This window comes from Nisaea acidiphila (genome assembly GCF_024662015.1).
GTDB classification, from domain to species: domain Bacteria; phylum Pseudomonadota; class Alphaproteobacteria; order Thalassobaculales; family Thalassobaculaceae; genus Nisaea; species Nisaea acidiphila.
The window spans coordinates 1,846,012-1,869,920 of record NZ_CP102480.1 but is presented as its reverse complement, the minus strand read 5'-3'; the positions used below and the strand labels follow the sequence as shown (position 1 = coordinate 1,869,920).

Below are 23,909 nucleotides of genomic sequence, written 5' to 3'. Positions count from 1 at the left end.
GGGGATGACCGACATGAGACAGGACGAACAGTTTCCGATCGGCGGCGGCGCCGAATTCGTGGCCCAGTGGAAGGCCAACGCGGCCCGGCTGGAAGCCGCTCATGCCTACAATCCCGCGGATGAGCACGAATCCTGCGGCGTCGGATTCGTCGCCTCCATCGATGGCACGCCGCGCAGGGATGTCGTCGAGTCCGCGATCCAGGCGCTGCAGGCGATTTGGCACCGTGGCGCGGTCGATGCCGACGGCAAGACGGGCGACGGGGCGGGCATCCATCTTCAGATCCCGCAGGATTTCTTCCGCGAGCATGTCGAGCGTGCCGGTCAGCCGGTCGGCGACGGTCTGATCGCGGTCGGTATGGTGTTCCTGCCGCGCACCGACCTTGCCGCGCAGGAACGTTGCCGCTGCATCGTCGAGGAGGAGATCCTCTCGCGGGGCTACAAGATTTACGGTTGGCGCCAGGTTCCGGTGAATGTCGACGTGATCGGCGAGAAGGCGAACGCGACCCGCCCGGAAATCGAGCAGATCATGGTCTCCGGCCATGAGGGCGTGGACGAGCCGTCCTTCGAGCGCGATCTCTACCTGATCCGGCGCCGCATCGAGCGCGCCGCGCTGGCGGAGAACATCACCGATTTCTACATCTGTTCGCTCTCCTGCCGCTCGGTCATCTATAAAGGCATGTTCCTTGCCGAGCAGGTCACCGAGTTCTTCCCGGATCTGCTGGACGAGCGCTTCGTCTCCAACTTCGCGATCTATCACCAGCGTTACTCGACCAATACCTTTCCGGCCTGGCGCGCGGCGCAGCCCTTCCGGGTGCTGGCCCACAACGGCGAGATCAACACGCTGAAAGGCTGCTGGAACTGGATGCGCAGCCACGAGACGCGCATGGCGGCGGACTCGTTCGGCGAGGCGATCGAGGATGTGAAGCCGGTCATTCAGGACGGCAGCTCCGACAGCTCCGCCCTCGACGCGGTGTTCGAGCTGATGGTCCGCGCCGGGCGCCAGCTTCCCATGGTGAAGACCATGTTGATCCCGGAAGCGGTCGCCGACGGCGGCAGCCTCAGCCAGGAACTGCGCGATCTCTATGCCTATTGCAACGCGGTGATGGAGCCCTGGGACGGTCCGGCGGCGATCGCCGCCTATGGCGGGCGCTGGGTGCTGGGCGGCATGGACAGGAACGGTCTGCGCCCGATGCGCTATAGCATCACCGATAACGGTCTTCTCATTGCCGGGTCCGAGACCGGCATGGTCAAGATCAAGGACAAGAATATTATCGAGAAGGGCCGGCTCGATCCGGGCGAGATGATCGCCGTCGACCTGCTCGAAGGGAAGCTCTATCACGACGGGGAGCTCAAGGAGCACCTCGCCAACTCCCGCCCGTTCGGCAAGTGGATCAAGAAGAGCGTCAAGATCGACGGCCTGATCAAGAGCCATCACGAGGAGAAGGCCAGCCTCGAGCGCGACGAGCTGCGCCGCCGCCAGGTCGTCTCCGGCTGGTCGCTTGAGGAGATGGAGCTGATTCTGCAGCCGATGGCGGAAGGCGGCAAGGAAGCCATCGGTTCGATGGGCGACGACACGCCGCTCGCTGTTCTGTCCGAGAAATATCGCGGCCTGCACCATTTCTTCCGGCAGAACTTCAGCCAGGTCACCAATCCGCCGATCGACAGCCTGCGCGAGCGCCGGGTGATGACCCTGCGCACCCGCCTCGGCAATCTCGGCAACATCCTCGACGAAGCCGAAGAGCAGTGCGAGCACCTGCTGCTCGAATCTCCCGTGCTGTCGAACGCCGAATTCCAGGCGATGCGCGATTATATGGGCGATACGGCGGAGGAGATCGACTGCACCTTCGATGTCGAGGGCGGCGAGTCCGCTCTCGCGGAAGCCATCGACCGGATCCAGCGGGAGGCTGAGGACGCCGTTCGTGGCGGCTGCACGCATGTGATTCTTTCAGATAAGGAAATCTCCGCCACCCGCGCGGCGATCCCGATGATCCTCGCCACCGGTGCGGTACATTCCTATCTCGTGCGTCAGCAGCTCCGGACCTTCACCTCGGTGAATGTGCGCACCGGCGAGGCGCTGGACGTGCATTACTTCTGCGTACTGATCGGCGTCGGCGCGACCACCGTGAACGGCTATCTGGCACAGGAGGCAATCGCCGACCGCCATGCCCGCGGTCTCTTCGGCGACAAGCCGCTGGACGAATGTGTCGCCTCCTTCCGCAAGGCGATCCAGGACGGCATCCTGAAAGTGATGTCCAAGATGGGCATCTCCGTGCTGTCGTCCTATCGCGGCGGCTACAATTTCGAGGCGGTCGGGCTGTCCCGCTCGCTCGTCGCGCGCTTCTTCCCGGGCATGTCGTCGCGGATCTCCGGCCTTGGCCTTGCCGGTATCCAGAAGAAGGCTCTGGAGCAGCACCGCAAGGCGTTCGACGATACCGTGGTGACGCTGCCGGTCGGCGGACTCTACCGCTATCGCCGCCAGGGCGAGCGGCATGCCTTCGACGGACCGATGATGCATACCCTGCAGCATGCCGTTGCGACGGACAGCTATCACCTCTATCGCAAGTACGCGAACGAGATTTACGCCCAGAAGCCGATCAATCTCCGCGACCTGCTCGGCTTCAAGCCGACGGGCGAGGAAGTCGCGCTCGAGGACGTGTCCTCGATCACCGAGATCCGCAAACGTCTGGTGGCGCCGGGCATCTCCCTCGGCGCGCTCAGCCCGGAGGCACACGAGACCCTCTCCATCGCCATGAACCGGATCGGCGCCAAGTCGGATAGCGGCGAGGGCGGCGAGGATCCGGCGCGCTTCAAGCCGCGGGCGAACGGCGACAATCCGAGCTCCGCGATCAAGCAGGTCGCCTCCGGCCGCTTCGGCGTGACGGCGGAGTATCTCAACAACTGCCGCGAGCTGGAGATCAAGGTCGCCCAGGGCGCGAAGCCAGGAGAGGGCGGTCAGCTTCCGGGGATCAAGGTCAATTCCATGATCGCCAAGCTGCGGCATTCGACGGAAGGCGTCACCCTGATCTCGCCGCCGCCGCACCACGACATCTACTCGATCGAGGATCTGGCCCAGCTGATCTACGACCTGAAGCAGATCAACCCGGACGCCCGGGTCTGCGTGAAGCTCGTCGCCTCCTCCGGCATCGGCACCATCGCCGCCGGCGTCGCCAAGGCGAAGGCGGACACGATCCTGATCTCCGGCCATGGCGGCGGCACCGGCGCCAGCCCGCAGACCAGCATCAAATATGCCGGTATTCCGTGGGAAATGGGCCTCTCCGAGGTGCATCAGGTGCTGACCCTGAACCGGCTCCGCCACAAGGTCACGCTGCGCGTCGATGGCGGTTTCCGCACCGGCCGCGACGTGGTCATCGCCGCCATTCTCGGCGGCGAGGAGTTCGGTATCGGCACCGCCTCGCTGGTCGCGATGGGCTGCATCATGGTGCGCCAGTGCCACAGCAATACCTGCCCGGTCGGCGTCTGCACCCAGGACCAGAGCCTGCGCGCCAAGTTCGACGGCACGCCGGAGAAGGTGGTCAATCTGTTCTCCTTCATCGCCGAGGAAGTGCGCGAGATCCTGGCGGAACTCGGCGTGCGGAGCCTGGAAGAGGTGATCGGCCGGACCGACTTGCTGCATCAGGTCAGCCGCGGCGATCCGTCGCTCGACGATCTCGACCTCAACCCGATCCTGGTGCGCGCCGACAGCGGCGGGCTGCCGGTGATGAACGCGGTCGAGGGCCGGAACGAGGTGCCGGAGACGCTGGATGCGCAGATGATCAAGGATGCGCAGCCGGCGCTCGAAGGCGGCGAGAAGATGCAGCTCACCTACAATATCGCCAACACGCTGCGCGCCATCGGCACCAGCCTCAGCTCCCGGATCACCCGGAAATATGGGATGAGCGGATTGCAGCCGGGCCATATCACGGTCCGCCTGCGCGGCTCCGCCGGCCAGTCGCTCGGCGCCTTCGCGGTGCAGGGCCTGAAGCTGGAAGTGTTCGGCGATGCCAACGACTATGTCGGCAAGGGGCTCTCGGGCGGCTCCATCGTGATCCGCCAAATGACGGCAGCTCAGTTCGCCTCGAACGAGAACACCATCGTCGGCAATACCGTGCTTTACGGCGCGACCGCCGGTCAGCTCTTCGCGGCGGGTCAGGCGGGCGAACGTTTCGCCGTCCGCAATTCCGGCGCCGAGGCGGTGGTCGAGGGCTGCGGCTCCAACGGTTGCGAGTACATGACAGGCGGAACCGCCGTGCTGCTCGGCCGCGTGGGCGAGAATTTCGGTGCCGGCATGACCGGCGGCATGGCCTTCGTCTATGACAGCGACGGCAGTTTCGAGCGGAACGTCAATCCGGAATCCGTGATCTGGCAACGGATCGAGACCGACTATTGGGAAGCGTCCCTGAAGCGTTTGGTGCAGGAGCATGTGGAGCAGACCCAGTCGCGCTTCGCGGAGCGTCTGCTGATCAATTGGGCCCAGGAAGTCGGAGAGTTCTGGCAGGTCGTTCCGAAGGAAATGGTCTCCCGACTGCCGCAGCCGCTGAGCTATACGAGCCGGGAAAAGCGGGCTTGAGCGCGCCGCTTTTCACGCTCTATGGGGACCGGCGTTCGGGCAACTGCCTGAAGATCGTCTTCGCAGCCGACCTGCTCGGTCTCGATTACCGTTTCGTCGATGTCGACATCATGGCGGGGGAGAGCCGGACTCCGGAGTTTCTCGCCATCAATCCGGCGGGACAGGTCCCGGCGGTGGATTTCGGCGGCGGGCGGACACTCGCCCAGTCGAACGCCGTGCTGATCTATCTGGCTGAAGGCAGCACCCTGCTGCCCGCCGATGCGTTCCAGCGGGCGAAGGTGCTCGAATGGCTGTTCTGGGAACAGTACAGCCACGAGCCCTATGTCGCGGTCTGCCGCTTCCAGATGCTCTACCAGGGCAAGCGCGCCGAAGAGCGGGAGAGCTGGCGGGTGGAGAAGGCCGAGGCGGCACTGGATTACATGGAGCGGCGGCTTGCGGAGAGTCCGTTTCTCGTCGGCACCCGGCTGACCATCGCGGACATCTCGCTGCTCGCCTATACGCGTCTTGCCGGCGAAGGCGGTCTCGAGCTCTCGGGCCGCCCAAACCTCACCGCCTGGATCCCGCGCTGCGAGACGGAACTGGGCCTCGCCGAAGCGGCTTAGCCCGATCGTTCCATTTCCATGGTTGTCATCCCCACGCAAGTGGGGACCCAGAGAGCGTAGAGCTGTGATCTGGATCCCTAGGTTCCCGCTGCCGCGGGAATGACAGTTGTTTTACGGCAACAGAAAACAAAATGCCCGGCTTCAATCGAGTCGGGCATCTGTCATTCTGCTAACGGGGTGCCCGGGCCGAGCGGGGGATCGGCCCGGGCCGCACCGGAAGACTCTCGGGAGGGGGGATGTCGAGGGTCTTTACGCGGCCTTCTTGCCTTCAATGGCAGGCGCGCCGGTGCGAACCGCAATCTTGCGCGGCTTCGCCTCTTCCGGGACCTCGCGGACGAGGGAGACATGGAGCAGGCCATTCTCCAGTTCCGCGCCGGTCACCTTGATGAAATCGGCAAGCTCGAAACGGCGCTCGAAGGCGCGCTCGGCAATGCCGCGATGCAGGAACTGGCGGGTTTCGCCCTCCTCGCTCTTCTCGACCTTGCCGGTGACGACAAGCGAGTTCTCTTTCACCGTGATGTCGATGTCCTGTTCGGCGAAACCGGCGACCGCCATGGTGATGCGGTAATCGTCCTCGCTCACCTTTTCGATATTGTAGGGCGGGTAGGCCGGGGCGTTATTCTGCGCGGTGCTGCGGAGCGCCGCGTCGGCGAGCTGCGCCATGCGGTCGAAGCCGACGGAATTCCGAAACATCGGGGAAAAATCGATCGTACGCATTGGGTCCATATCCTCTCAAAGCAACATGGTCTTCAATTCTGTCACCCGCCTGATCGTCGGCCGGGTGGCGTTTCCAAAGGCCCCGTCCCGATTAGTGGCAACGGCGCCTGACTGGAAATTTGGGGAGACCGAAAATCGGTTTCAAGAGGGGCGATGCGCAAAGCAAAACGGGCGCCCCGAAGGACGCCCGTTTCCGTCTCCGCGGGCCGGAGCCCGCAGGATATGCGAATTAGATGCCGAGGTTGGCGAAGCGCTTGTTGAAGCGCGCCACCTGGCCGCCGCTGTCGACGATCCGGTGCTGACCGGTCCAGGCCGGATGGGTCTTCGGATCGATTTCGAGCCGCAGGACGTCACCCGCATTGCCCCAGGTCGACTGGGTCTTGTACTCGGTGCCATCGGTCATCACGACGGTGATTTCGTGATAATCGGGATGGATATCAGCCTTCATTTCTCGTACTCCTGCCCCCGAGCGTTCATGGGCACGGGTATAAATCCTGATCAAGAGCGCGACGATATATAGGAGACGGGTGCCGAGCGCAAGTGCGAAGGCGCCTGTTTTTGCGGGAAACCGGTATGAGTGAAGAGAATAGTCGGCGCAATCTCGGGCCGCTGAGAGCCCTGATGCCGTTCGTGGCCCCCTACCGCCTGCAGATCGCAGGCGCGATGGTGGCGCTGGTGGTCGCGGCTGTGACGGTGCTCGCCATGGGTAACGGCTTGCGTCACCTGGTCGACAACGGTTTTTCGGCCGGCGATCCGGAGCTGCTGGACCAGGCGGTGATCGTGCTGCTCGGCGTGGTGATCCTGCTGGCGGGGGCGAGCTATGCCCGCTTCTACCTGGTCTCCTGGATCGGCGAGCGGGTGGTGGCCGATATCCGCAAGGCGGTGTTCAACCACGTGATCTCGCTCAGTCCCGGCTATTTCGAGACCATGCGGACGGGCGAGCTGCTCTCGCGCATCGCGACGGACACCACTCTGGTGCAGACCGTGGTCGGCTCCTCGGTCTCGATCGCGCTCCGCAATACGCTGCTCTTCCTCGGCGCCATGGTGATGCTTCTGTTCACCAGCGCCAAGCTGACCGGCTACGTCTTCCTTGTGGTGCCCATTGTGGTGGTGCCGATCATCGTCTTCGGCCGCAAGGTGCGGAAGCTGTCCCGCGAGACCCAGGACCGGGTGGCCGATCTCGGCTCCTATGCGGAGGAGACGCTTTACGGCATCCGTGCGGTGCAGGCCTTCGCACACGAGCCGGTGGACCGGGCCAATTTCGGAGACCGGGTCGAGGACGCGCTCTTTACCGCGCTCCGCCGCATCCGCGCCCGTGCGGCGCTGACGGCGATCGTCATCACGCTGGTCTTCGGCTCCGTCGCGGTGATCCTCTGGATCGGCGGCAAGGACGTGCTGGCCGGGCGGATCAGCGCCGGCGAGCTTTCCGCTTTCGTCTTCTATGCCGCGGTCGTCGCCGGCTCGACCGGCGCGCTCTCCGAGGTGATCGGCGACCTGCAGCGGGCCGCCGGCGCGATGGAACGGCTGATGGACCTCCTGAAGGCCGAGAGCGAGGTTTCAGTGCCCGCCAATCCGGTCGCGCTGCCCAGTCCGGCGAAGGGGCTCGTCTCCTTCGAGAATGTCGGGTTCCGCTATCCGGCGCGCCCCGACGTCCCGTCCCTCAGCGGCATGACCGCCTCCGTAAAGCCGGGCGAGCGCGTTGCGATCGTCGGTCCGTCCGGTGCCGGCAAGTCGACCATCTTTCAGCTCCTTCTGCGCTTCTACGATCCGCAGGACGGCCGCGTGACCATCGACGGCGTCGACCTCAGGGACGCCGACCCGGTCGCCTTCCGCTCGCTGATCGGCTTGGTGCCGCAGGAGCCGGTGATCTTCTCCGACAACGCGCTGGAAAATATCCGCTACGGCCGCCCGGACGCGAGCGACGAGGAGGTCCGCGCGGCGGCCGAGGCGGCGAACGCGAAGGGCTTCATCGAGGCCCTGCCGGACGGCTTCGCGACCCATCTCGGCGAGAAAGGCGTCCGCCTCTCCGGCGGCCAGCGCCAGCGCATCGCCATCGCCCGCGCCATCCTGCGCGACCCCGCCATCCTGCTGCTCGACGAGGCGACCAGCGCGCTCGACGCCGAGAGCGAGCGCGCGGTACAGAAGGCGCTGGAGGCGATCATGCCGGGCCGCACCACGCTGGTCATCGCCCACCGCCTCGCGACCGTGCTCAAGGCCGACCGCATCCTGGTGCTGGAAGAGGGCCGGCTGGTGGCCGAGGGCCGCCACGCCGAGCTGCTGGAAACCAGCCCGCTTTACCGCCACCTCGCCGACCTGCAATTCGCCGACAGCGCGGCGGCGGGACTGGCGATCTCGGCGGAGTAGGTCGGCGCTTTCTTGCCTTTCCAGTCGTCATCCCCACGCAAGTGGGGACACAGGGAAGACGGGCGGCGTTCTACGATCTCTGGGGCCCCGCTTTCGCGGTAATGACGACCGGGGAGAGTTCTACCGCTGCGTCAATTTCATCTCGATCCGCCGGTTCCGCCTGTTGCCGATCTCGTCCTTGCGCGCGTCGATCGGCTGGAACTCGCCGTAGCCGGTGGCGGAGAGCTTGCCCGCCGGGATGCCTTCCGAGATCAGGGTCTGCACGACCGAAATGGCGCGGGCGGCGGAGAGGTCCCAGTTGTTCTTGAAGCGCTCGTTATAGATCGGCACCGGGTCGGTATGGCCCTCGACCTGGAGGATCCAGTCGATCTCCGTCGGGATCTTCGAGGCGATGTCCTTCAGCTGGTCGGCGAACTGGCGGAGCTGGATCTGGCCGCGCGGGCCGATCTGGTCCGAGCCGCTGTCGAACAGCACTTCCGACTGGAAGACGAAGCGGTCGCCGACGATACGGATACCCTCGCGCCCGCTCAGGACCTCGCGCAGGCGGCCGAAGAATTCCGAGCGGAAACGGGCAAGCTCTTGCACCTTGGTGGCGAGCGCGCGGTTCAGCTTGGCGCCGAGATCGACGATCTCGACCTGCTGTTCCTTGTTCTTCGCCTCGAGCGCGTCCATCACTTCCTGCAGCGCGAGCAGCTGTTCGCGGAGCGCCCGCATCTGGCGGTTGAGCAGTTCGACCTGCTGCTGCGCCTCCGAGGAGATCTTCTTTTCCGCGCCAAGCGCATCTGCGGTCCGGTTGAAGTCGGCGGTGAGTTCGGCAAGCCGGATATCCCGCGCCTCGATCTCGTGCTGTTGCAGGACGGTGCGCTCCTCGCTCTCGGCGAGCGTTGCCGTCAGTTCTTTGGAGCGGTCGCGGAGCGCGCCCATCTCGGCGAGCAGTTCCTCGATCCGGGCCTGCCGCTCCTCGGCGGTGAGCTTGGCCGCGTCGAGCTGGCTCTCGGTCTCGCCGAGGTTTTCCTCGAGGCTCTCTTTCAGCGCCGCAAGTTCTGCGACCTCTCCCTCGAGCTGCCGGCGCAGGTCCTTCAGCGCGAGCAGATCGCGCCGGAGGCTCTCCAGCTCCGCCAGCTGGGTCTTGATGGTCTCGCGGTCGGCCTCGATCACCTTGAAGGCATCTTCCAGCCCGGCGTTGATCTCGTCGCGCTCCGCCTTGACGACCGCCATCTCGCTTTCGACGGAGCGGAGCTTCGAGAGCAGGGCGTCGCGCTCGCTCAAAACCTCGGTCAGCCGCGCCTCGGTGCCGGCCCGGCTGTTTTCGAGCTCCGACAGGCGCTGCTGCATATTCGAGCGGTCGCGCACCGATTCCGCCAGCCGGTCCTCGAGCTGGTCGCGTTGCGATATGAGCTGGCTGACCTGCTGGGAGAGCGCATCGCGCCGCGCGATGGAGGCCTGCAGCTCGGTGGAGAGCTGGGCGACATTGAGGCGCAGCTCCGTATTGGTCTCGCGCTCCAGATTCAGCAGTTCGGAAAGCTCGGCGATCTCGGCCTGCAGGTTCTTCAGCGCCTCGTCGCGCCCCGAGAGCGCCTGGGTCAGGTAGAACTGGGAGACGATGAAAACCATCAGCACGAAGATGATCACCATCAGCAGGGTGGCGAGCGCGTCGACGAAGCCGGGCCAGATATTGGTGTCGCGCGTCGAGGCGCGGCTGCGGGCGGACATGGCCGCGCTCCCCTAGCGTTGCTCTTCCTCGGCGAGGGCCGCGATGGTGCGCGCGACGAGGCGAATCTCCTGGCGGATCTCCTCCACCGTGCGGCTGCGGCCTTCAGAGGCTTCCTCGACGAGGCGGGCGACATAGGCCTCGATATTGCGCAAATGGCTGCGCATCAGCTCGTCGCGGCCGCCGGAGCCCTGCCCTTCCGCGATCTTGGCCAGCACCGGCCGGATTTCCAGCTGGGCCTCGCCGAGCTTCACCATCAGGTCCTGCTCCGCGCGCATCTGGTCGACCAGGGTGCCGAGCTTCTCGTTCAGCGCCATCAGGTTGGCATTGGCCTGCCGGCGGTCGTCCTCGCTCCGGAGGATCACTCGCTGCAGCTTGTCGAGACTGTCGGCCGTCTGCTCCCAGAGAGCGGTCTGGTAGGCGCTCGCGGAATGTTCCCCGTCGGCGAGCACGCCGCCGCCGGAGCTCAGGCGGGTGAGGCCGGAGAGCCATTCCTCCAGATCGTTGTAGAACCGGTTCTGCGCCTGGCCGAGCTGCAGTTCCAGGAAACCGAGGATGAGCGAGCCGGCGAGCCCGAAGAGCGAGGAGCTGAAAGCGGTCGCCATGCCGCCGAGCGGGCTCTCGAGACCGGTTTTGAGGTCGTCGAAGACAGTGCCGAGATCGCCGCTCTCGACGCTGAGGCTGTTGATCACGTTGCCGACCGCGCCGACGGTCTGCAACAGGCCCCAGAAGGTGCCGAGCAGGCCGAGAAAGATCAGCAGGCCGATGATATAGCGCGAGATGTCCCGGCTCTCCGCAAGACGGGCGTCGATCGAGTCGAGCAGGGAGCGCAGGGACATCGCCGAGAGGCTGACCCGGTCGTCCCGTTTCTCGCCGAGCATGGTCGCGACCGGCGCGAGCAGGGTCGGTGCCTGCTGGACCGAGAGGCCCGGTTGCGAGGTGCGGTAGGATTCGATCCAGGAAACTTCCGGGCCGAGCGAGGCGACCTGGCGGGCGATATAGAGGATGCCGATGACCAGCGTGGCGAGGATCATTCCGTTCAGCGCCGCGTTGGCCATGAAGGCATCGAACAGCGGCGCGAAAAGCAGTACGGCGACCGCGCTGACTAGCAGCAGGAAAATCGCCATCCGGACGAGAAAACGCGTGGGCTTGGTCACCTGATCGATCCCCAGAACTCGGGCCGCGCGTGGCGGGCTTGGTCGTTATGCTCCGGCTTTGCGACCGGTTCTATGCGCCGCAATTGCGGCGATATTCGGTCCGCCCGGCCTGTTCTCAGCGCGCGACCAGGGTAAGGTCGACGCGGTCGCTCGGGGCGCTCGGCGCCCGGTCTCCGAGGGCGCGCACGTCCATGCGGGTGCTGGCGATGCCCTGGCCGATCAGGTAGGAGCGGACCTCGAGCGCGCGGGAAAGGGAGAGCCGCCGTGCCTTGGCCTCGGAGCGTTCGCCGGCGCTGGCATAGGCCATGAGCTGAACCCGGATGGTTTCGTCCACCTTCATCTTCTCGGCAACGCTTTTGAGCGCGGTCTCGGCATCGCCCGGCAAGGATTTACTGTCGGTTTCGAAGATGACGCTGGTGACGGCGCCGCTGCCGGAGGCGGACGGTGCCGGAGCGGCCGCTTTCGGCGCGGGCGGTGCGGAGGCGATTTGTTTCGCAGGCTCCGGCGCTTTTGCCGCGGGGGCCTTGGCCGGAGCCGTCGCCGGCGTGCTTGCGACCGCAGGTGGCGGAGGCGGCGGCGTCACCGACGCGGTCCGCGTCGAGGTCGAGGGTGGTGCCGGCACTTCGATGTCGGGAATCTTGGTCGTCGCGGTGGCGCTTGCCTTGGGGGCGGCCGGCGCGGGCGCCGGGATCGCCACCCTCGCCGGTGCGGTGACCTTGGGCGCGGGCGTCGCGGCGACTTTCGGCGCGCTCGGAACCGGTGCGGTGACGCGCGGTGCGGCCGGCGCGGTCACGATGCGGGACGGTTGCTGTGGGGCAGGCGTGGTGCGGCGGGCGCTCGGCAGGACCGGTGCCGGAGCCTTGGGGGCGGCGGGTGCCAGCGCCGGCTGCGCTGCGACGACGCGCCGGCTGGTTGCCGGGCGGCTCGGCGGTGGCATCGGAACGGCGCGTGAAACCGGTGCGCGCGTCTCGCCCGGCAGCGGCAACGGCAACCCGGCCGCGGCCTGACTACGGCGGATATCGGAACGCAGCATCCCGGCGACGTTCGGCGGCGTGCCGAGAGAATCGAGAACGTCGAGATTGATTTCGACCTGATCGCCGGTGCCGCCGATATAGACGGTTTCCTGCGCGCTTGCGGCGCCCGCCGGTGCGGCGAGCAGGCCTGCGAGAAGAAGTAGGGCGGGGCGTCGGCCCGGATTGCGTGACTCGGCCATTGCAGCACGTCCTCGATGGGAGATTAGGTCTCGGGGAAGACCTTATCCCATCACGGCTTTTACCGACAACAGCCTAAGGCGCGCTCAGGCCTTTGTCGCGTCGCGCAGAGTCTTCAGGAGCTTGCCGTGCACGGCATCGTTCGCCGCGACCACCTCGCCGGCTTCCAGGCACTTGTCCCGGTTCTTGTAGTCCGTGCAGTATCCGCCGGCTTCCTTCACCAGCAGCATGCCCGCGGCGATGTCCCAGGGGCTGAGCCCCCGCTCCCAGTAGCCGTCGTAGCGGCCAGCAGCGACATAGGCGAGATCGAGCGCCGCGGCGCCGAAGCGGCGCACGGAGGAACAGCGCGTCATGACCGCCTCGAGATGCTTCAGATAGGTCCCGTGGTCCTTGCCGCGCAGGGTCGGGATGCCGGTCGCGAACACGCTGTCTTCCATGTTGCGGCGGGCGGAAACGCGCAGGCGCCGGTCGTTCAGGAACGCGCCCTTGCCTTTTTCCGCCCAGAACATCTCGTCCCGGGTCGGCTCGTAGATCACCCCGGCGACGATTTGGCCCGCCTCTTCGAGCGCGATGGAAATCGCGAAATGGGGAATGCCGTGCAGGAAGTTCGTGGTCCCGTCGAGCGGATCGATGATCCAGCGCCGGCCCTGCGGGTCCTTGCTCTCGACCGCGTTGCCTTCCTCGAGCAGAAAGCCGTAATCCGGCCGCGCCCGCTTCAGCTCGCCGGTGATGGTGTTCTCGGCCGCGGTATCCGCGGTGGAGACGAAATCCGCGGGGCCTTTCTTGGAGACCTGCAGCTGTTCCACCTCGTTGAAGTCGTGCAGCAGCTGACGGGCTGCCTTCATTGCGGACTTCACCATTACGTTGATCGCGGGCGAACGGGCCGCCATGGTCTCTCCAGTTCGTATAGGGCTCGGGACGCCGCCGCAGCGGCTGCCGTTATCAGTCTTTCGCGCGCTCGACGTAGGTGCTGTCCTCGGTGCGCACCACGACGCGGGTCCCGCTCTCGATATGCGGCGGAACGAGGATCTTCACGCCGTTCTCGAGCACGGCCGGCTTGTAGGAGGAGGAGGCGGTCTGGCCTTTCACCACGGCATCGGCCTCGACGATCTCCAGCACCACGGTTTCCGGCAGCTGCACCGAGAGCGGCTCGCCCTCGTGGCTTTCGATCTGCACTTCCATGCCGTCCTGCAGGAAGACCACGTTCTCGCCGATCAGATCCTTGGCGATCTGGGTCTGCTCGTAGGTCTCGTTATCCATGAAGGTCAGCAGCTCGTCCTCGGCATAGAGAAACTGCGCCGGACGCTGTTCCAGGCGCACGCGCTCGACCTGCTCGTCGGCCCGGAAGCGCTCGTTCAGCTTGGTGCCGCTGCGGATATCCTTCAGCTCGACCTGGTTGAAGGCGCCGCCCTTGCCGGGTTTCACGGCCTGGGTCTTCACGGCGACCCAGAGGCGGTCTTTGTGTTCGATGACGTTTCCGATGCGGATGGCGTTGCCGTTGATTTTCATGTCTCTGTCCGTCGAGCGATCGAAGTGGCCGACGCCGCGCGAAACTCGCGCGAACGTACGCAATATCGGGTGCGGCGCGCTTTTATCAGGTTGCGCGGGCGGAGTCTATTGGGGGCGGCTCCGGAAATTGGCATGGCAGGGCAGCCATGCGCCCTTTCCGATGGTCGCCTGCACCCGCAGATCTGCAGAATACTCCGGTCCGGGAATCGGGGTGGGACGGGAGCGGCCGAGATGAGCGAGCAAATCAAGACGAGACGGCTTCGCCTCAAGTCTTGGGAGCAAGGGCATTTCGCTCCCTTTGCGGAGATGCATGCCGATGAAGAGGTCATGGCCGACCTTGGGGGCGCCCTCGATCTCGCAGCGAGCCACAGCAAATTCGAGCGCTATCGGGAAGCCTTGCGGCAGCATGGAATCTCCCGCTGGGCCGTCGAGGATCTCGAAGGCCGTTTCATCGGCTACGCGGGTGTCATGCCTCGCCTGTCGCCTGGTCACCCTCTCGGAGCGCACTACGAGGTCGGCTGGCGGCTCGTTCGCCGGGCATGGGGGCACGGCTATGCGACCGAGAGCGCCCGCGCCGCGCTCGACGATGCCAATAATCGCCTCGGGATTACGGGAATCATTTCCTATACAGGCGCCGAGAACGTGCGCTCCCAAAGCGTGATGCGGAAGCTTGGACTGGTCCGCCGATCGTCCCTCGATTTTGTCCAGCAAGCGCCCGGCGGTGGAACCTGGCACGGGCTGGTTTGGAGCGTGGACAACCCGAAGTGCGGCGGATAGGTCAGAGGCCTGTCACCGGCCCGTCCGGATGTTTCGAGATCGCCGTGGTCACAGGGGGGACGGCCTTACTCTGCTTGGCCAGTCGGCCAGATCCGCTGGTTTCGCGCGTGCCGGCATCTGGCAATTCGCCCTAAAGGGTTGTCTGGGAAGTTCGAACCGTTCAAAAGATCTGCGTATTATCTGGAGACCGGCCTGGGGGCGGATGTGATCTATTTGCGTGCTATCGTGGCATTTGCCGCGATTTTGATGGTGACGGGTTGTGTCACTAAACCGGTGAAGCACATTAGCCAAGCAGCACCCGACACGCAGATATTCTTTTGGGAATCTGAGGCGACCAACGCGCTGGCACGCAAAGATATTGCTGGCGCTGTCCATAACTATCGCCAGGTGCTTGAAGTCATCGACGCTTACAAATCGCCTTCGGACGAGATCGAGAAGCGGGTCGAAATCGCTATCACGCTCGACGTCTATGGTCACCCGGAGCAGGCTCTGGTCTTCCTGAATGAGGCGTTGCGGAAGGCGGAGGATAGGGCCGGCACGGCCATCGGGTCCCCGGCCGAAGTAGGCCGTGTGAAATCGGTGATGGGACAATTCGAGAAAGACCGGAATCCAGATCGCGCGATCCGGCTCTATAGGGAAGCCATCGAGGCTTACGACGGGGCCGGCGATGCCGACCGTGCGAAGGTGAAGCGCGCGTACAGCCAGTTCAGTCTGGCGCAGCTGCTCTATTCCAAGAATCTCGAAGAGGCGGAGCGGCTTGCCGACGAAGCCGATGCGGCCATTGTCGCCAGCGGCGAGAAATGGATCAATGTCGCGGGGCGGGTGCTGCGCATCCGGGCAAAAGCCGCGGCCGGAAAGTGGGAGGAAGCGGAGCAAATCGCCGGAATGATCGACGGCGTAACCGACCCGAGCCTGACCATGGACGACGAGAGGAACGACCTCTCCATGACCTTGCTGAGGGCGCGATTGCAGGTCCGCTCCGCGAGATACCAGCTCTCCGGCGACGAGGCATATCTTTATGGGATCGCAAGCGAATTGAAGCTGGCCGCTGTGGAGGTCGACGGAAAGAAGTCGCTGGCGCTGCAAAAATCCGGCAGTTACCTCGAGCTCGGAAAGATGGCGCACGCGCTCGGAGCGCGCCGCGCGGCAGAGGATGCCCTCCGCCGCGGCTTCGTGGTGCTGCAGGCGGATGCCGAGGGCAAGCGCGCCCGGTCGAAGAATTGGAAGCGCTTTGACGATCACGCCAGAGCCGCGATGAAGATCGGGTCTTTCCTGTTCTTCGCCGGGATGCCGGAGGCCTCCCGGGAGATCTATTCAGGTGCCCTTGACTTCATTGCCGACCAGCCGCGGCCTGAGGACTTGCACGAACTGGACGTCGTGGCGCTCAAGACGAGCGGCATGCGGCTCCTGCTCTATTATGGCTATACGCGCGCCGATGCCGTGATTTCCCGCGAAGAGGGCGCGCGGGAAGCCTTCCACCGTGCGGCGGCAGCGATCGATGCGGTCACGAAGACCCGCACGCCTCTCGAAGGCGGTGTGAGCAGGATCATGGTCGAGGGTCTGACGCCGCAGCAGCTCGGCTTCATGTTCAGCTCGGCCCAGCAGATCAATCATCCACGCCGGCTCCGTTCGGACGCAGGGATTGCGATGATCGTTTCCATGTTCGAACATATCGCGCTTTATGAGCACATGGGCAACATGCCGTTTCCAGCGCTGGCGGCGCAGCGCTACCTGTCCGTTCCCCCGGCCGACCGGGATGTCTCCAGCCTGGAGCGCATGATTTCCGCACTGAAACTGAAGACAGGCGGCTCGGGCGAGCTCTACGAGCCGTTCGTTGAGCTTGAGCCGAGAGTCACGGCGCAGATCACGTGGATGGAGCAGAACCTGCCGGGATTTGACTGGCGCGACGACCTGAATTTCTGGGACGGCGTGGTCACGAAGAAACCGTCCGACAAGAGCGGTGATGCGGCGCGTAAGAAGCCGACGGTGACCACGGAGAAGAGTTTCGGCGCTCCCGGGAGCAACTCGAGCGTGACGGTCAAGCAATTCAGCTACGACTGAGCCGGACGGAGGAGACATCGATGAATTTGCGGGTCGCAATCTTCCCAGTCCTGATGGTTCTTGCGCTGACGGCCTGCCGCACGACCGGCGCCGGACGTGGTTCTGACGATGTGCCGACCGTCCGCATGCATATCAGCGAGGCCGACCCCGCCAAGCAGATCGAAATCTGGAAAATGTTGGGAGGTTTTTCCTTTGGCAAAGGCCGCGAACAGGCGGCGGATGCGCTTCGAAAGATGGTCGCGGTCTCGCGGGCACATGAGGATCTCGACACTCAGATGTCCAGATACCTCGAAGCGGTCTCGGCGCTGAGGCTGAATGGCAACGCAGCGATCATCCCGGAGTTTCTCGATGACGCCATTGCCATCGCCGGGGCGGCCGGCTCCGACTTCCATGTCGGGCAAATGAAAGCCGCAAAGGCGTGGCATTTTCGCCATGTCGACAAGGAACTGGCCGAGAGCCTTTACCGTGAAGCGATTGAATCGCTTGAGCGCACCGATTGGGAATCGGATGAACTGGCAAAGGCTCGGATAGAGCTTGCCCGTTTGCTAGCCGAGCCGTTTTACAGCGAGAAGGCGGCCGAAGGGTATTTGCTTCCGTCGGAGCCCATTCTGCAGCCATCCCGCCTTGCGGAGAGTCGACAGCTTTTTGCGAACGGAATTTCGCTGCTGGAGCCCGAGGAAATCGCGAAATCTCATCTCCACGACCTCGGATTGTGGATCAGGCTCAACACCCGTCTCGATGATTTCAGAGAGGCGCGACGTATTATCGTCGAACACAGCGCGCCGACAGCGGAGCGGCGTTATGCGAAATATAACGTCATTCTGGCGCGAGAACGCGTCCTCCTCGAAAGCGCCGCCTTTCTCGCGAGTGGCGATGAGGGACATCTGGACGATGCTCTGCGGGAGATTCGCCGAGTGGCGTCATTTATCGACGGCAATCGGCTCCGTGCAGACTACGCGGCGGAATTGCTCCTCGACCTTTCCAGCGTTGCATTTAAGGTTGGAGCAACCAGCATGATGGAGGCGCTCGTCAAGCGCGCTCACGACATCCTGAGATATGATTCGGCTGAACTGGCGGCGTTCAATGCAAAGCCCGCCGACGACAAAAGAAGCCTTGAGCTTTCATTGAAGTCCGCGCAGGCGATGTATTATTCCGGGCGCTTCCGGGAAGCGGCGGATCTTGTGACGGATTCTTTTGCATTCCTCTCGGAGGAGATTTCACCGGACGAAATGTTGGTCCAGGTCGATCGGTTAGGGAGGGATGCGTTCCAGAGGCTCACGCTGCTTCGTGAATATGCCCGCGCGGCTCAGGCTGCGTCGGCTGAGCGCGAAGCGGATCGGAACTATGTGGAACTCTGCCAGCGCATCGAGAGGATGAATGGCAGAGGTCGCAGACTCTATGATGAAATCCTGCTGCTGATCTCACGCAACGAGGGCGGCCCGGCGGTCGACCGGACGGTAGAGAGCCTATCTGCGACGGTCGATCGTCCGGACTTCGCAGATTCCTGGATTACGCTTGCGATGACGATGGAATTCGCTGCCTTCCTTGCCGATAAGCGGCCGGACTGGTCGCGCGTCACTGCGGAGGCCGTCTTGCACAAGCATCCGCGAGACAGTGAGGCATTCGCTTCGCTGGCCGCCATCAATGTACTGCAGCGACTGCCGGGAGATGAAACGGCTTTTCCAAAGGCCGAACTGATGCGCCGGCGCTCCACGTTCGAACGGATGATCGCTTATCTGGACAATCACACGCGGGATCCTGCGTGGTCAGCTGAACTCAACGTCATCACTCGGGCGGATTCCAAGCGGGGGCAAGAGGAGCGACGGGCGAAGGCGAACAAAAAGGATCGCGGGAAACTCGTCCGAAAAAGCAAGACCATCTACGATCTTGGCCAGGGACACGGCGCGATCGAACACAGCGATCTGGGTAGACAATAGGAGTAAACTTACCGCGCCTTCGATCCGAAACCTTAGATAGCTTTAGGTGCTGGCCATCAACGCGTTGAACGCCTTCACCGCCGCCGCCGGACCCTCCGGATGCTTCCAAACCGCCGTGATCACGCAAAGGAAGTCCGCGCCCGCCTCGATCAGCGGCTTCGCATTATCGTGGTTGATCCCGCCGATGGCGACGCAGGGCACGGTCGAGAAGGAGGCCCAGGTCTCTAGGGTCTCGATTTCGGCGTGGTGGATGATTTCCTTGGTCTCGGTCGGATAGAAGGCGCCGAAGGCGACATAGTCGGCGCCGGCCTCGGCCGCTTCCATCGCGAGATGGATCGAGTTGTGGCAGGTGACGCCGATCATCGCCTCGTCGCCGAGGGTGCGGCGCGCCTCCTCGTAGGGCGTGTCCTGCTGGCCGACATGTGCCCCGTCGCAGCCCGTCAGCAGCGCGAGATCGGGGCGGTCGTTCATCAGCAGCGGCACGCCGCGTTCGTGGCAGACCGGCAGCAAGGCCTCCGCCGCGCGCTTGATCTCGTCGTCGGAGACCTCTTTCAGGCGGAGCTGCAGGCAGGCCACGGGGCCGGCATCTAGGGCTGCCGCGAGATCCTCGGCGAAGGCGTCGGGATCGATCTTCGGCGGTGTGATGAGGTAGAGCTCGCAGCTTTGCTTGGACATGGTCTCGTCTCTAGAAATGCGAAGGGCGCCCGCTCATATGGGCGGGCGCCCCCTCAAACCCAATGGCAGGACGAAGATTTACGCCTTGCCCTTGTAGATGTCGATGATCGTGTTGAGCATCGCCAGCGCGTCCTCGCGCGGACGCTGGAAGGTGTTGCGGCCGATGATCGAGCCGTTGGCACCGCCGTCGCGCAGACCGCGGATCTCGTTATAGAGACCGTCGAGATCCTTCGCCTCGCCGCCCGAGAAGACGACGATGCGGCGGCCGTTGAAGCAGGACTTCACGACATGTTCGATGCGCTCGGCCAGCGTGCCGATGGCGATCTTGTTGGCCTCGTAGGACTTCTTCGCGGCCTCGAGCTCAAGATGCTCGGTCGGCGGCTTCACCTTGATGATATGGGCGCCGAGCAGGGCGGCCATGTGGGCGGCATAGGCGCAGATATCGACCGCGGTCTCGCCCTTCTTGGTGAGATCGCCGCCGCGCGGGTAGGACCAGACCACGACCGCGAGGCCGTAGGCCTTGGCTTCCTCGGTCATCTCGCGGATCTGCCCCATCATCTCGAAGGCGTTGTCGGAGCCCGGATAGATGGTGAAACCGATGGCGGAGCAACCGAGACGGACCGCTTCCTGCACCGAACCGGTCAGCGCCTGGCTCGGGCCTTCCTTGTCGCGGGCGAGGCTGTTGGAGCTGTTCACCTTCAGGATCGTCGGGATCTGGCCCGCGAAGGTGTCGGCACCGGCCTCGATCATGCCGAGCGGAGCGGCATAGGCCGAGAGACCCGCATCGATCGCCAGCTTGAAGTGATAGTGCGGATCGTAGGCGTCCGGGTTCGGCGCGAAGCTGCGGGCCGGACCGTGCTCGAAGCCCTGGTCGACCGGCAGGATCACGAGCTTGCCGGTGCCGCCGAGCTTGCCCTGCATCAGGATGCGGGCGAGGTTCGCCTTGGTACCCGGGCAATCGCTTTCGTAACCGTCGAGGATGCGTTTGACGCGCTGGGTGATTTTCATCGCCGTTGTCCTTCCCTGTGTCTGTTAGAGCGTCGCCGCGACCGCTGCGGTGGTGTCCAGCATGCGGTTAGAGAAGCCCCATTCGTTGTCGTACCAGCTCATCACGCGGACCAGCTTGCCCTCGACCACCTGGGTCTGCAGCAGGTCGAAGGTGGAGCTGTTCTGGTTGTGGTTGAAGTCGATCGAGACCAGCGGCTCGTCATTGACGCCGAGGATGCCCTTCAGCTTGCCGTTGGCGGCCTTGACGATGGCTGCGTTGACTTCCTCGGCCGTGGTCTCGCGCTTCGGCACGAACTTCAGGTCGATCAGGCTGACATTGGCCATCGGCACGCGCACCGAGGTGCCGTCCAGCTTTCCGGCCAGTTCCGGCAGCACGAGGCCGACGGCCTTGGCGGCGCCGGTGGTGGTCGGGATCATCGAGGACGCCGCGGCGCGGGCCCGGTAGAGATCCTTGTGCATGGTGTCCAGCGTCGGCTGGTCGCCCGTGTAGGCATGGATCGTGGTCATGTAGCCGCGCTCGATACCGATAGCCTCGTTCAGCACGTAGGCAACCGGCGCGAGGCAGTTGGTGGTGCAGGAGGCGTTCGAAATCACGGTGTGCTCGGCGGTGATCTGGTCGTGGTTCACACCGTAGACGACGGTGAGGTCCACGCCCGTGCCCGGAGCGGAGATGATGACGCGCTTGGCGCCGGCCGTGATGTGCTTCGCCGCGTCTTCCTTCTTGGTGAAGATGCCGGTGCACTCAAGCACGATGTCCACGCCGAGATCGGCGTGCGGCAGGTTCGCCGGGTCGCGCTCCGCGGTCACCTTGATCGGGCCTTTGCCGTAGTCGATGGTGTCGCCATCGACCTTCACGTCGAACGGGAAGCGGCCGTGGTTGCTGTCCCATTTCAAGAGATGCGCGTTCGTCGCGACCGGTCCCAGATCGTTGATGGCGACGACCTTGATATCGTCGCGACCGCTCTCCGCGAGTGCCCTCAGAACCAGACGGCCGATCCGTCCGAACCCGTTGATGGCAACATTGACACTCATCAGATTTCCTCCTGACTTTCACGCTCGTACAAAAACGCCGCCCCGACGGGGGGCGGCGATGGTGGGATTATCCCAGACGCTTTTTGACCTCGGCCACAATGGCATCGCTGGTGATGCCGAAATGCTTGTAGAGGTCGCCGTATGGCGCGGACGCGCCGAATGAGTTCATGCCGACGAATATGCCGTCGAGCCCGATCAGCCCGTCCCAGCTCTGCCGGATGCCGGCCTCGACCGCGACCATAACGCTGCCGGAGCCGAGCACGGATGCGCGGTAGGCGGCGTCCTGGGCCGCGAAGCGCTCGATCGAGGGCATGGAGACCACGGCGGTGGCGATGCCGTCCTTCTCGAGGGCTTCCTTCGCGGCGAGCGCGATCTCGACCTCGGAGCCGGTGGCGAGGATTGTCGCCTTGCGGTCGCCGGAGGCCTCGGCCAGCACGTAGCCGCCCTTGGCGGAAAGGTTCTCGGACGTGTCGCCGTCGCGCACCGTCGGCAGACCCTGGCGGGTCAGCGCGAGGATCGACGGGCGATGCTCGTCCTCAAGCGCCGCGAGCCAGCATTCCGCCGTCTCGATGGCGTCCGCCGGGCGGAACACGTTGAGATTCGGGATCGCGCGCAGTGCGGCGACATGTTCGACCGGCTGGTGCGTCGGGCCGTCCTCGCCGAGGCCGATGGAATCGTGCGTCATCACGTAGATCACGCGCAGCCCCATCAGAGCCGAGAGTCGGATCGAGGGACGGCAATAGTCGGTGAAGACGAGGAAGGTGCCGCCATAGGGGATCAGCCCGCCATGCAGCGCCATGCCGTTCATCGCCGCGGCCATCGCGTGCTCGCGCACGCCATAATAGATGTAGTGGCCGCCATAGTTTCCGGCCTGAACGGCGTCCTGACCGCCGACCTTGGTGTTGTTCGAACCGGTCAGGTCGGCGGAGCCGCCGACCAGTTCCGGGATCGCCGGCTGCAGCGCTTCCAGTGCCTTCTGCGAGGCGACGCGGGTGGCGAGCTTCGGCTTCTCTTCCGCGTGCTTCGCGATCAGCTCCTTGATCGCTTTCTCGGCGCCGGCCGGCAGCTTGCCGGACATGGCGGCATCGAAGGCGCCACGGGTCGCGGCCTCCGTCGCATCGTAGCGCGCGGTCCAGGCGACATGGGCACCGGCCCGCTCGGCGCCGATGGCGCGCCAGGCGTCCAGCACGTCCGCCGGGATCTCGAAGGGCGCGGCGCTCCAGCCGAGATTTTCGCGGGCGCCGGCGATCTCGTCGGTGCCGAGCGGGGCGCCGTGGGAGGAGGACTTGCCTTCCTTGGTCGGCGCGCCGAAACCGATCTTGGTGCGGCAGGCGATCAGGGAGGGGCGGTCGTCGGACTTGGCGGCCTCGATAGCGGCGGAGATCGCTTCCGGATCGTGGCCGTCGACCCGGCTGGTGTGCCAGCCATAGGCCTCGAAGCGCATCAGCTGATCGTCGGAAACGGAGAGATCTGTCGAGCCGTCGATGGAGATGCCGTTATCGTCGAACAGCACCACCAATTTGCCGAGCTTCAGATGGCCGGCCATGGAAGCGGCCTCGTGGCTGATCCCTTCCATCAGGCAGCCATCGCCGGCGATCACATAGGTATAGTGATCGACCAGGTCGTCGCCGAAGCGGGCATTGGTCATGCGCTCGGCGAGCGCCATGCCGACGGCATTGGCGAAGCCCTGGCCGAGCGGGCCGGTCGTGGTCTCGACACCGGCCGTGTGGCCGTATTCCGGATGGCCCGGGGTCTTCGAGTTCAGCTGGCGGAAGTTCTTGATCTCCTCCAGCGTGACATCGTCATAGCCGGTCAGATGCAGCAGCGAGTAGATCAGCATCGAGCCGTGGCCGGCCGACAGGATGAAGCGGTCGCGGTCCGCCCAGTCGGGAGCCTTCGGATCGTAGTTCAGGAACTCGGAGAACAGCACGGTCGCGACGTCGGCCATGCCCATCGGCATGCCGGGATGGCCGGACTTGGCCTTTTCCACCGCGTCCATCGAGAGTGCGCGGATCGCATTCGCGAGCATGTCGTGCGAAACGGCGCTTCCCGGACCGTCGCTTGCAGCAGGAGATGTCGTGTTCATGAGCGTCAATCGTGTTCGGCGGCGCCCTTGCCCGGAACCGCACCGGACGGGAGGCCGCATCTGATGAGCGGGGCGGGCGCGGATTGCCGTCAGGGCCCCGGAAAAGGCGGGGTGAAAATGCCGTCCTGCCCCAGCGCAGTCAACTCCGGAGTTGACTGCGGATGAAGCACTCTCTCAAGGCCGCGCGTTGACGCCTTGATATTGCAGTTTGTATGCTTGCGCGGCCGGGCGCGGGACGCCCGTGAACACGCATAATCAAGGACAGGACCGGATGTCCCGACTCGATGCTGCCGCCGCCCGTCTCGAAGCCGCGATCGAACGGCTCGACTCTGCCGCGCACAAAGCTCTCGAACTGAGCTCCAGCTCTTCCGAACTGCAGGCTGAACTTGATGCCGCAAAAAAAGAATATGCGGAGCTCTCGAAGGTGACCGACGAGGTCAGCGAGAAGCTGGACAAGACCATCGGCCGTCTGAAATTCGTGCTGGAAGGATAAGC

The 23,909-nt window shown here is 64.6% G+C and carries 18 protein-coding genes; 7 read left to right on the top strand and 11 right to left on the bottom strand.

The window, feature by feature from the left end; translation table 11 throughout:
- The first annotated feature begins 4 nt into the window (after positions 1-4).
- Positions 5-4,567 carry a glutamate synthase large subunit gene (gltB, locus tag NUH88_RS08575; RefSeq protein ID WP_257771407.1) on the top strand — a complete coding sequence of 1,521 codons (4,563 nt, stop codon included), beginning with the start codon at positions 5-7 and terminating at the stop codon, positions 4,565-4,567.
- The gene (locus tag NUH88_RS08570; RefSeq protein WP_257771406.1) at positions 4,564-5,169 is read left to right on the top strand and encodes a glutathione S-transferase family protein; all 606 of its coding nucleotides are present in this window, start codon (positions 4,564-4,566) and stop codon (positions 5,167-5,169) included. Before gltB ends, NUH88_RS08570 begins: the two co-directional genes overlap by 4 nt.
- A 249-nt stretch (positions 5,170-5,418) precedes the next feature.
- On the opposite strand, the gene NUH88_RS08565 is transcribed toward NUH88_RS08570, so the two are convergent.
- Together NUH88_RS08565 and rpmE are read right to left on the bottom strand one after the other, a co-directional pair.
- Positions 5,419-5,886, bottom strand: a complete 468-nt coding sequence (locus NUH88_RS08565) for an Hsp20 family protein (protein ID WP_257771405.1) — start codon at positions 5,884-5,886, stop codon at positions 5,419-5,421.
- Between the two features lie 229 nt (positions 5,887-6,115).
- Complete coding sequence (gene rpmE, locus NUH88_RS08560; protein ID WP_257771404.1) at positions 6,116-6,334, bottom strand: 50S ribosomal protein L31; 219 nt, start codon at positions 6,332-6,334, stop codon at positions 6,116-6,118.
- Between the two features lie 125 nt (positions 6,335-6,459).
- Between rpmE and NUH88_RS08555 the strand changes: the two genes are divergently transcribed.
- Complete coding sequence (locus tag NUH88_RS08555) at positions 6,460-8,250, top strand: ABC transporter transmembrane domain-containing protein (RefSeq protein ID WP_257771402.1); 1,791 nt, start codon at positions 6,460-6,462, stop codon at positions 8,248-8,250.
- A 120-nt stretch (positions 8,251-8,370) separates the two neighbouring features.
- Here the strand turns inward: NUH88_RS08555 and NUH88_RS08550 are convergent, their stop codons facing one another.
- The 5 genes from NUH88_RS08550 to efp form a co-directional block, all read right to left on the bottom strand.
- A complete protein-coding gene (locus NUH88_RS08550; protein ID WP_257771401.1) occupies positions 8,371-9,963 on the bottom strand; it encodes a peptidoglycan -binding protein in 1,593 nt (530 codons plus the stop codon).
- A gap of 12 nt (positions 9,964-9,975) precedes the next feature.
- Positions 9,976-11,118 carry a flagellar motor protein MotA gene (locus NUH88_RS08545; RefSeq protein WP_257771400.1) on the bottom strand — a complete coding sequence of 381 codons (1,143 nt, stop codon included), beginning with the start codon at positions 11,116-11,118 and terminating at the stop codon, positions 9,976-9,978.
- A 115-nt stretch (positions 11,119-11,233) separates the two neighbouring features.
- A complete protein-coding gene (locus tag NUH88_RS08540) occupies positions 11,234-12,331 on the bottom strand; it encodes an OmpA family protein (protein ID WP_257771399.1) in 1,098 nt (365 codons plus the stop codon).
- 84 nt (positions 12,332-12,415) lie between these two features.
- A complete protein-coding gene (locus NUH88_RS08535; RefSeq protein WP_257771398.1) occupies positions 12,416-13,219 on the bottom strand; it encodes an inositol monophosphatase family protein in 804 nt (267 codons plus the stop codon).
- A 52-nt stretch (positions 13,220-13,271) separates the two neighbouring features.
- Entirely contained in the window at positions 13,272-13,838 is a 567-nt protein-coding gene (gene efp / locus NUH88_RS08530; protein ID WP_257771397.1) for an elongation factor P, read from the bottom strand.
- Between the two features lie 231 nt (positions 13,839-14,069).
- Between efp and NUH88_RS08525 the strand changes: the two genes are divergently transcribed.
- From NUH88_RS08525 to NUH88_RS08515, 3 genes are all read left to right on the top strand, one after another.
- Positions 14,070-14,615, top strand: coding sequence for a GNAT family N-acetyltransferase (locus tag NUH88_RS08525; protein ID WP_257771396.1), 546 nt, complete (start codon positions 14,070-14,072; stop codon positions 14,613-14,615).
- Positions 14,616-15,002: 387 nt separating this feature from the next.
- Positions 15,003-16,676 carry an ATP-binding protein gene (locus NUH88_RS08520; RefSeq protein WP_257771395.1) on the top strand — a complete coding sequence of 558 codons (1,674 nt, stop codon included), beginning with the start codon at positions 15,003-15,005 and terminating at the stop codon, positions 16,674-16,676.
- Positions 16,677-16,696: 20 nt separating this feature from the next.
- Entirely contained in the window at positions 16,697-18,613 is a 1,917-nt protein-coding gene (locus tag NUH88_RS08515) for a hypothetical protein (protein ID WP_257771394.1), read from the top strand.
- A gap of 42 nt (positions 18,614-18,655) precedes the next feature.
- Here NUH88_RS08515 and thiE read toward each other — a convergent pair whose 3' ends face one another.
- From thiE to tkt, 4 genes are all read right to left on the bottom strand, one after another.
- On the bottom strand, positions 18,656-19,288 hold the full coding sequence (gene thiE, locus NUH88_RS08510; RefSeq protein ID WP_257771392.1) for a thiamine phosphate synthase: 633 nt from the start codon (positions 19,286-19,288) through the stop codon (positions 18,656-18,658).
- 78 nt (positions 19,289-19,366) lie between these two features.
- Positions 19,367-20,296 carry a class I fructose-bisphosphate aldolase gene (locus tag NUH88_RS08505; protein ID WP_257771390.1) on the bottom strand — a complete coding sequence of 310 codons (930 nt, stop codon included), beginning with the start codon at positions 20,294-20,296 and terminating at the stop codon, positions 19,367-19,369.
- A 24-nt stretch (positions 20,297-20,320) separates the two neighbouring features.
- On the bottom strand, positions 20,321-21,328 hold the full coding sequence (gene gap, locus NUH88_RS08500) for a type I glyceraldehyde-3-phosphate dehydrogenase (RefSeq protein WP_257771389.1): 1,008 nt from the start codon (positions 21,326-21,328) through the stop codon (positions 20,321-20,323).
- A gap of 67 nt (positions 21,329-21,395) precedes the next feature.
- Positions 21,396-23,414 (bottom strand): transketolase, encoded by a 2,019-nt coding sequence (gene tkt, locus NUH88_RS08495; protein ID WP_257771388.1) that lies wholly within the window; start codon positions 23,412-23,414, stop codon positions 21,396-21,398.
- A 271-nt stretch (positions 23,415-23,685) separates the two neighbouring features.
- On the opposite strand from tkt, the gene NUH88_RS08490 reads away from it, so the two are divergent.
- The gene (locus tag NUH88_RS08490) at positions 23,686-23,907 is read left to right on the top strand and encodes a DUF4164 family protein (protein WP_257771387.1); all 222 of its coding nucleotides are present in this window, start codon (positions 23,686-23,688) and stop codon (positions 23,905-23,907) included.
- Positions 23,908-23,909 lie beyond the last annotated feature (2 nt).

Coding starts and splice junctions, on each gene's coding strand:
- thiE (WP_257771392.1), bottom strand. CDS start 19,288: ATGTCCAAGCAAAGCTGCGAGCTCTACCTCATCACACCGCCGAAGATC.
- NUH88_RS08515 (WP_257771394.1), top strand. CDS start 16,697: ATGAATTTGCGGGTCGCAATCTTCCCAGTCCTGATGGTTCTTGCGCTG.
- gap (WP_257771389.1), bottom strand. CDS start 21,328: ATGAGTGTCAATGTTGCCATCAACGGGTTCGGACGGATCGGCCGTCTG.
- efp (WP_257771397.1), bottom strand. CDS start 13,838: ATGAAAATCAACGGCAACGCCATCCGCATCGGAAACGTCATCGAACAC.
- NUH88_RS08525 (WP_257771396.1), top strand. CDS start 14,070: ATGAGCGAGCAAATCAAGACGAGACGGCTTCGCCTCAAGTCTTGGGAG.
- NUH88_RS08505 (WP_257771390.1), bottom strand. CDS start 20,296: ATGAAAATCACCCAGCGCGTCAAACGCATCCTCGACGGTTACGAAAGC.
- NUH88_RS08550 (WP_257771401.1), bottom strand. CDS start 9,963: ATGTCCGCCCGCAGCCGCGCCTCGACGCGCGACACCAATATCTGGCCC.
- NUH88_RS08540 (WP_257771399.1), bottom strand. CDS start 12,331: ATGGCCGAGTCACGCAATCCGGGCCGACGCCCCGCCCTACTTCTTCTC.
- gltB (WP_257771407.1), top strand. CDS start 5: ATGACCGACATGAGACAGGACGAACAGTTTCCGATCGGCGGCGGCGCC.
- rpmE (WP_257771404.1), bottom strand. CDS start 6,334: ATGAAGGCTGATATCCATCCCGATTATCACGAAATCACCGTCGTGATG.
- tkt (WP_257771388.1), bottom strand. CDS start 23,414: ATGAACACGACATCTCCTGCTGCAAGCGACGGTCCGGGAAGCGCCGTT.
- NUH88_RS08490 (WP_257771387.1), top strand. CDS start 23,686: ATGTCCCGACTCGATGCTGCCGCCGCCCGTCTCGAAGCCGCGATCGAA.
- NUH88_RS08535 (WP_257771398.1), bottom strand. CDS start 13,219: ATGGCGGCCCGTTCGCCCGCGATCAACGTAATGGTGAAGTCCGCAATG.
- NUH88_RS08565 (WP_257771405.1), bottom strand. CDS start 5,886: ATGCGTACGATCGATTTTTCCCCGATGTTTCGGAATTCCGTCGGCTTC.
- NUH88_RS08555 (WP_257771402.1), top strand. CDS start 6,460: ATGAGTGAAGAGAATAGTCGGCGCAATCTCGGGCCGCTGAGAGCCCTG.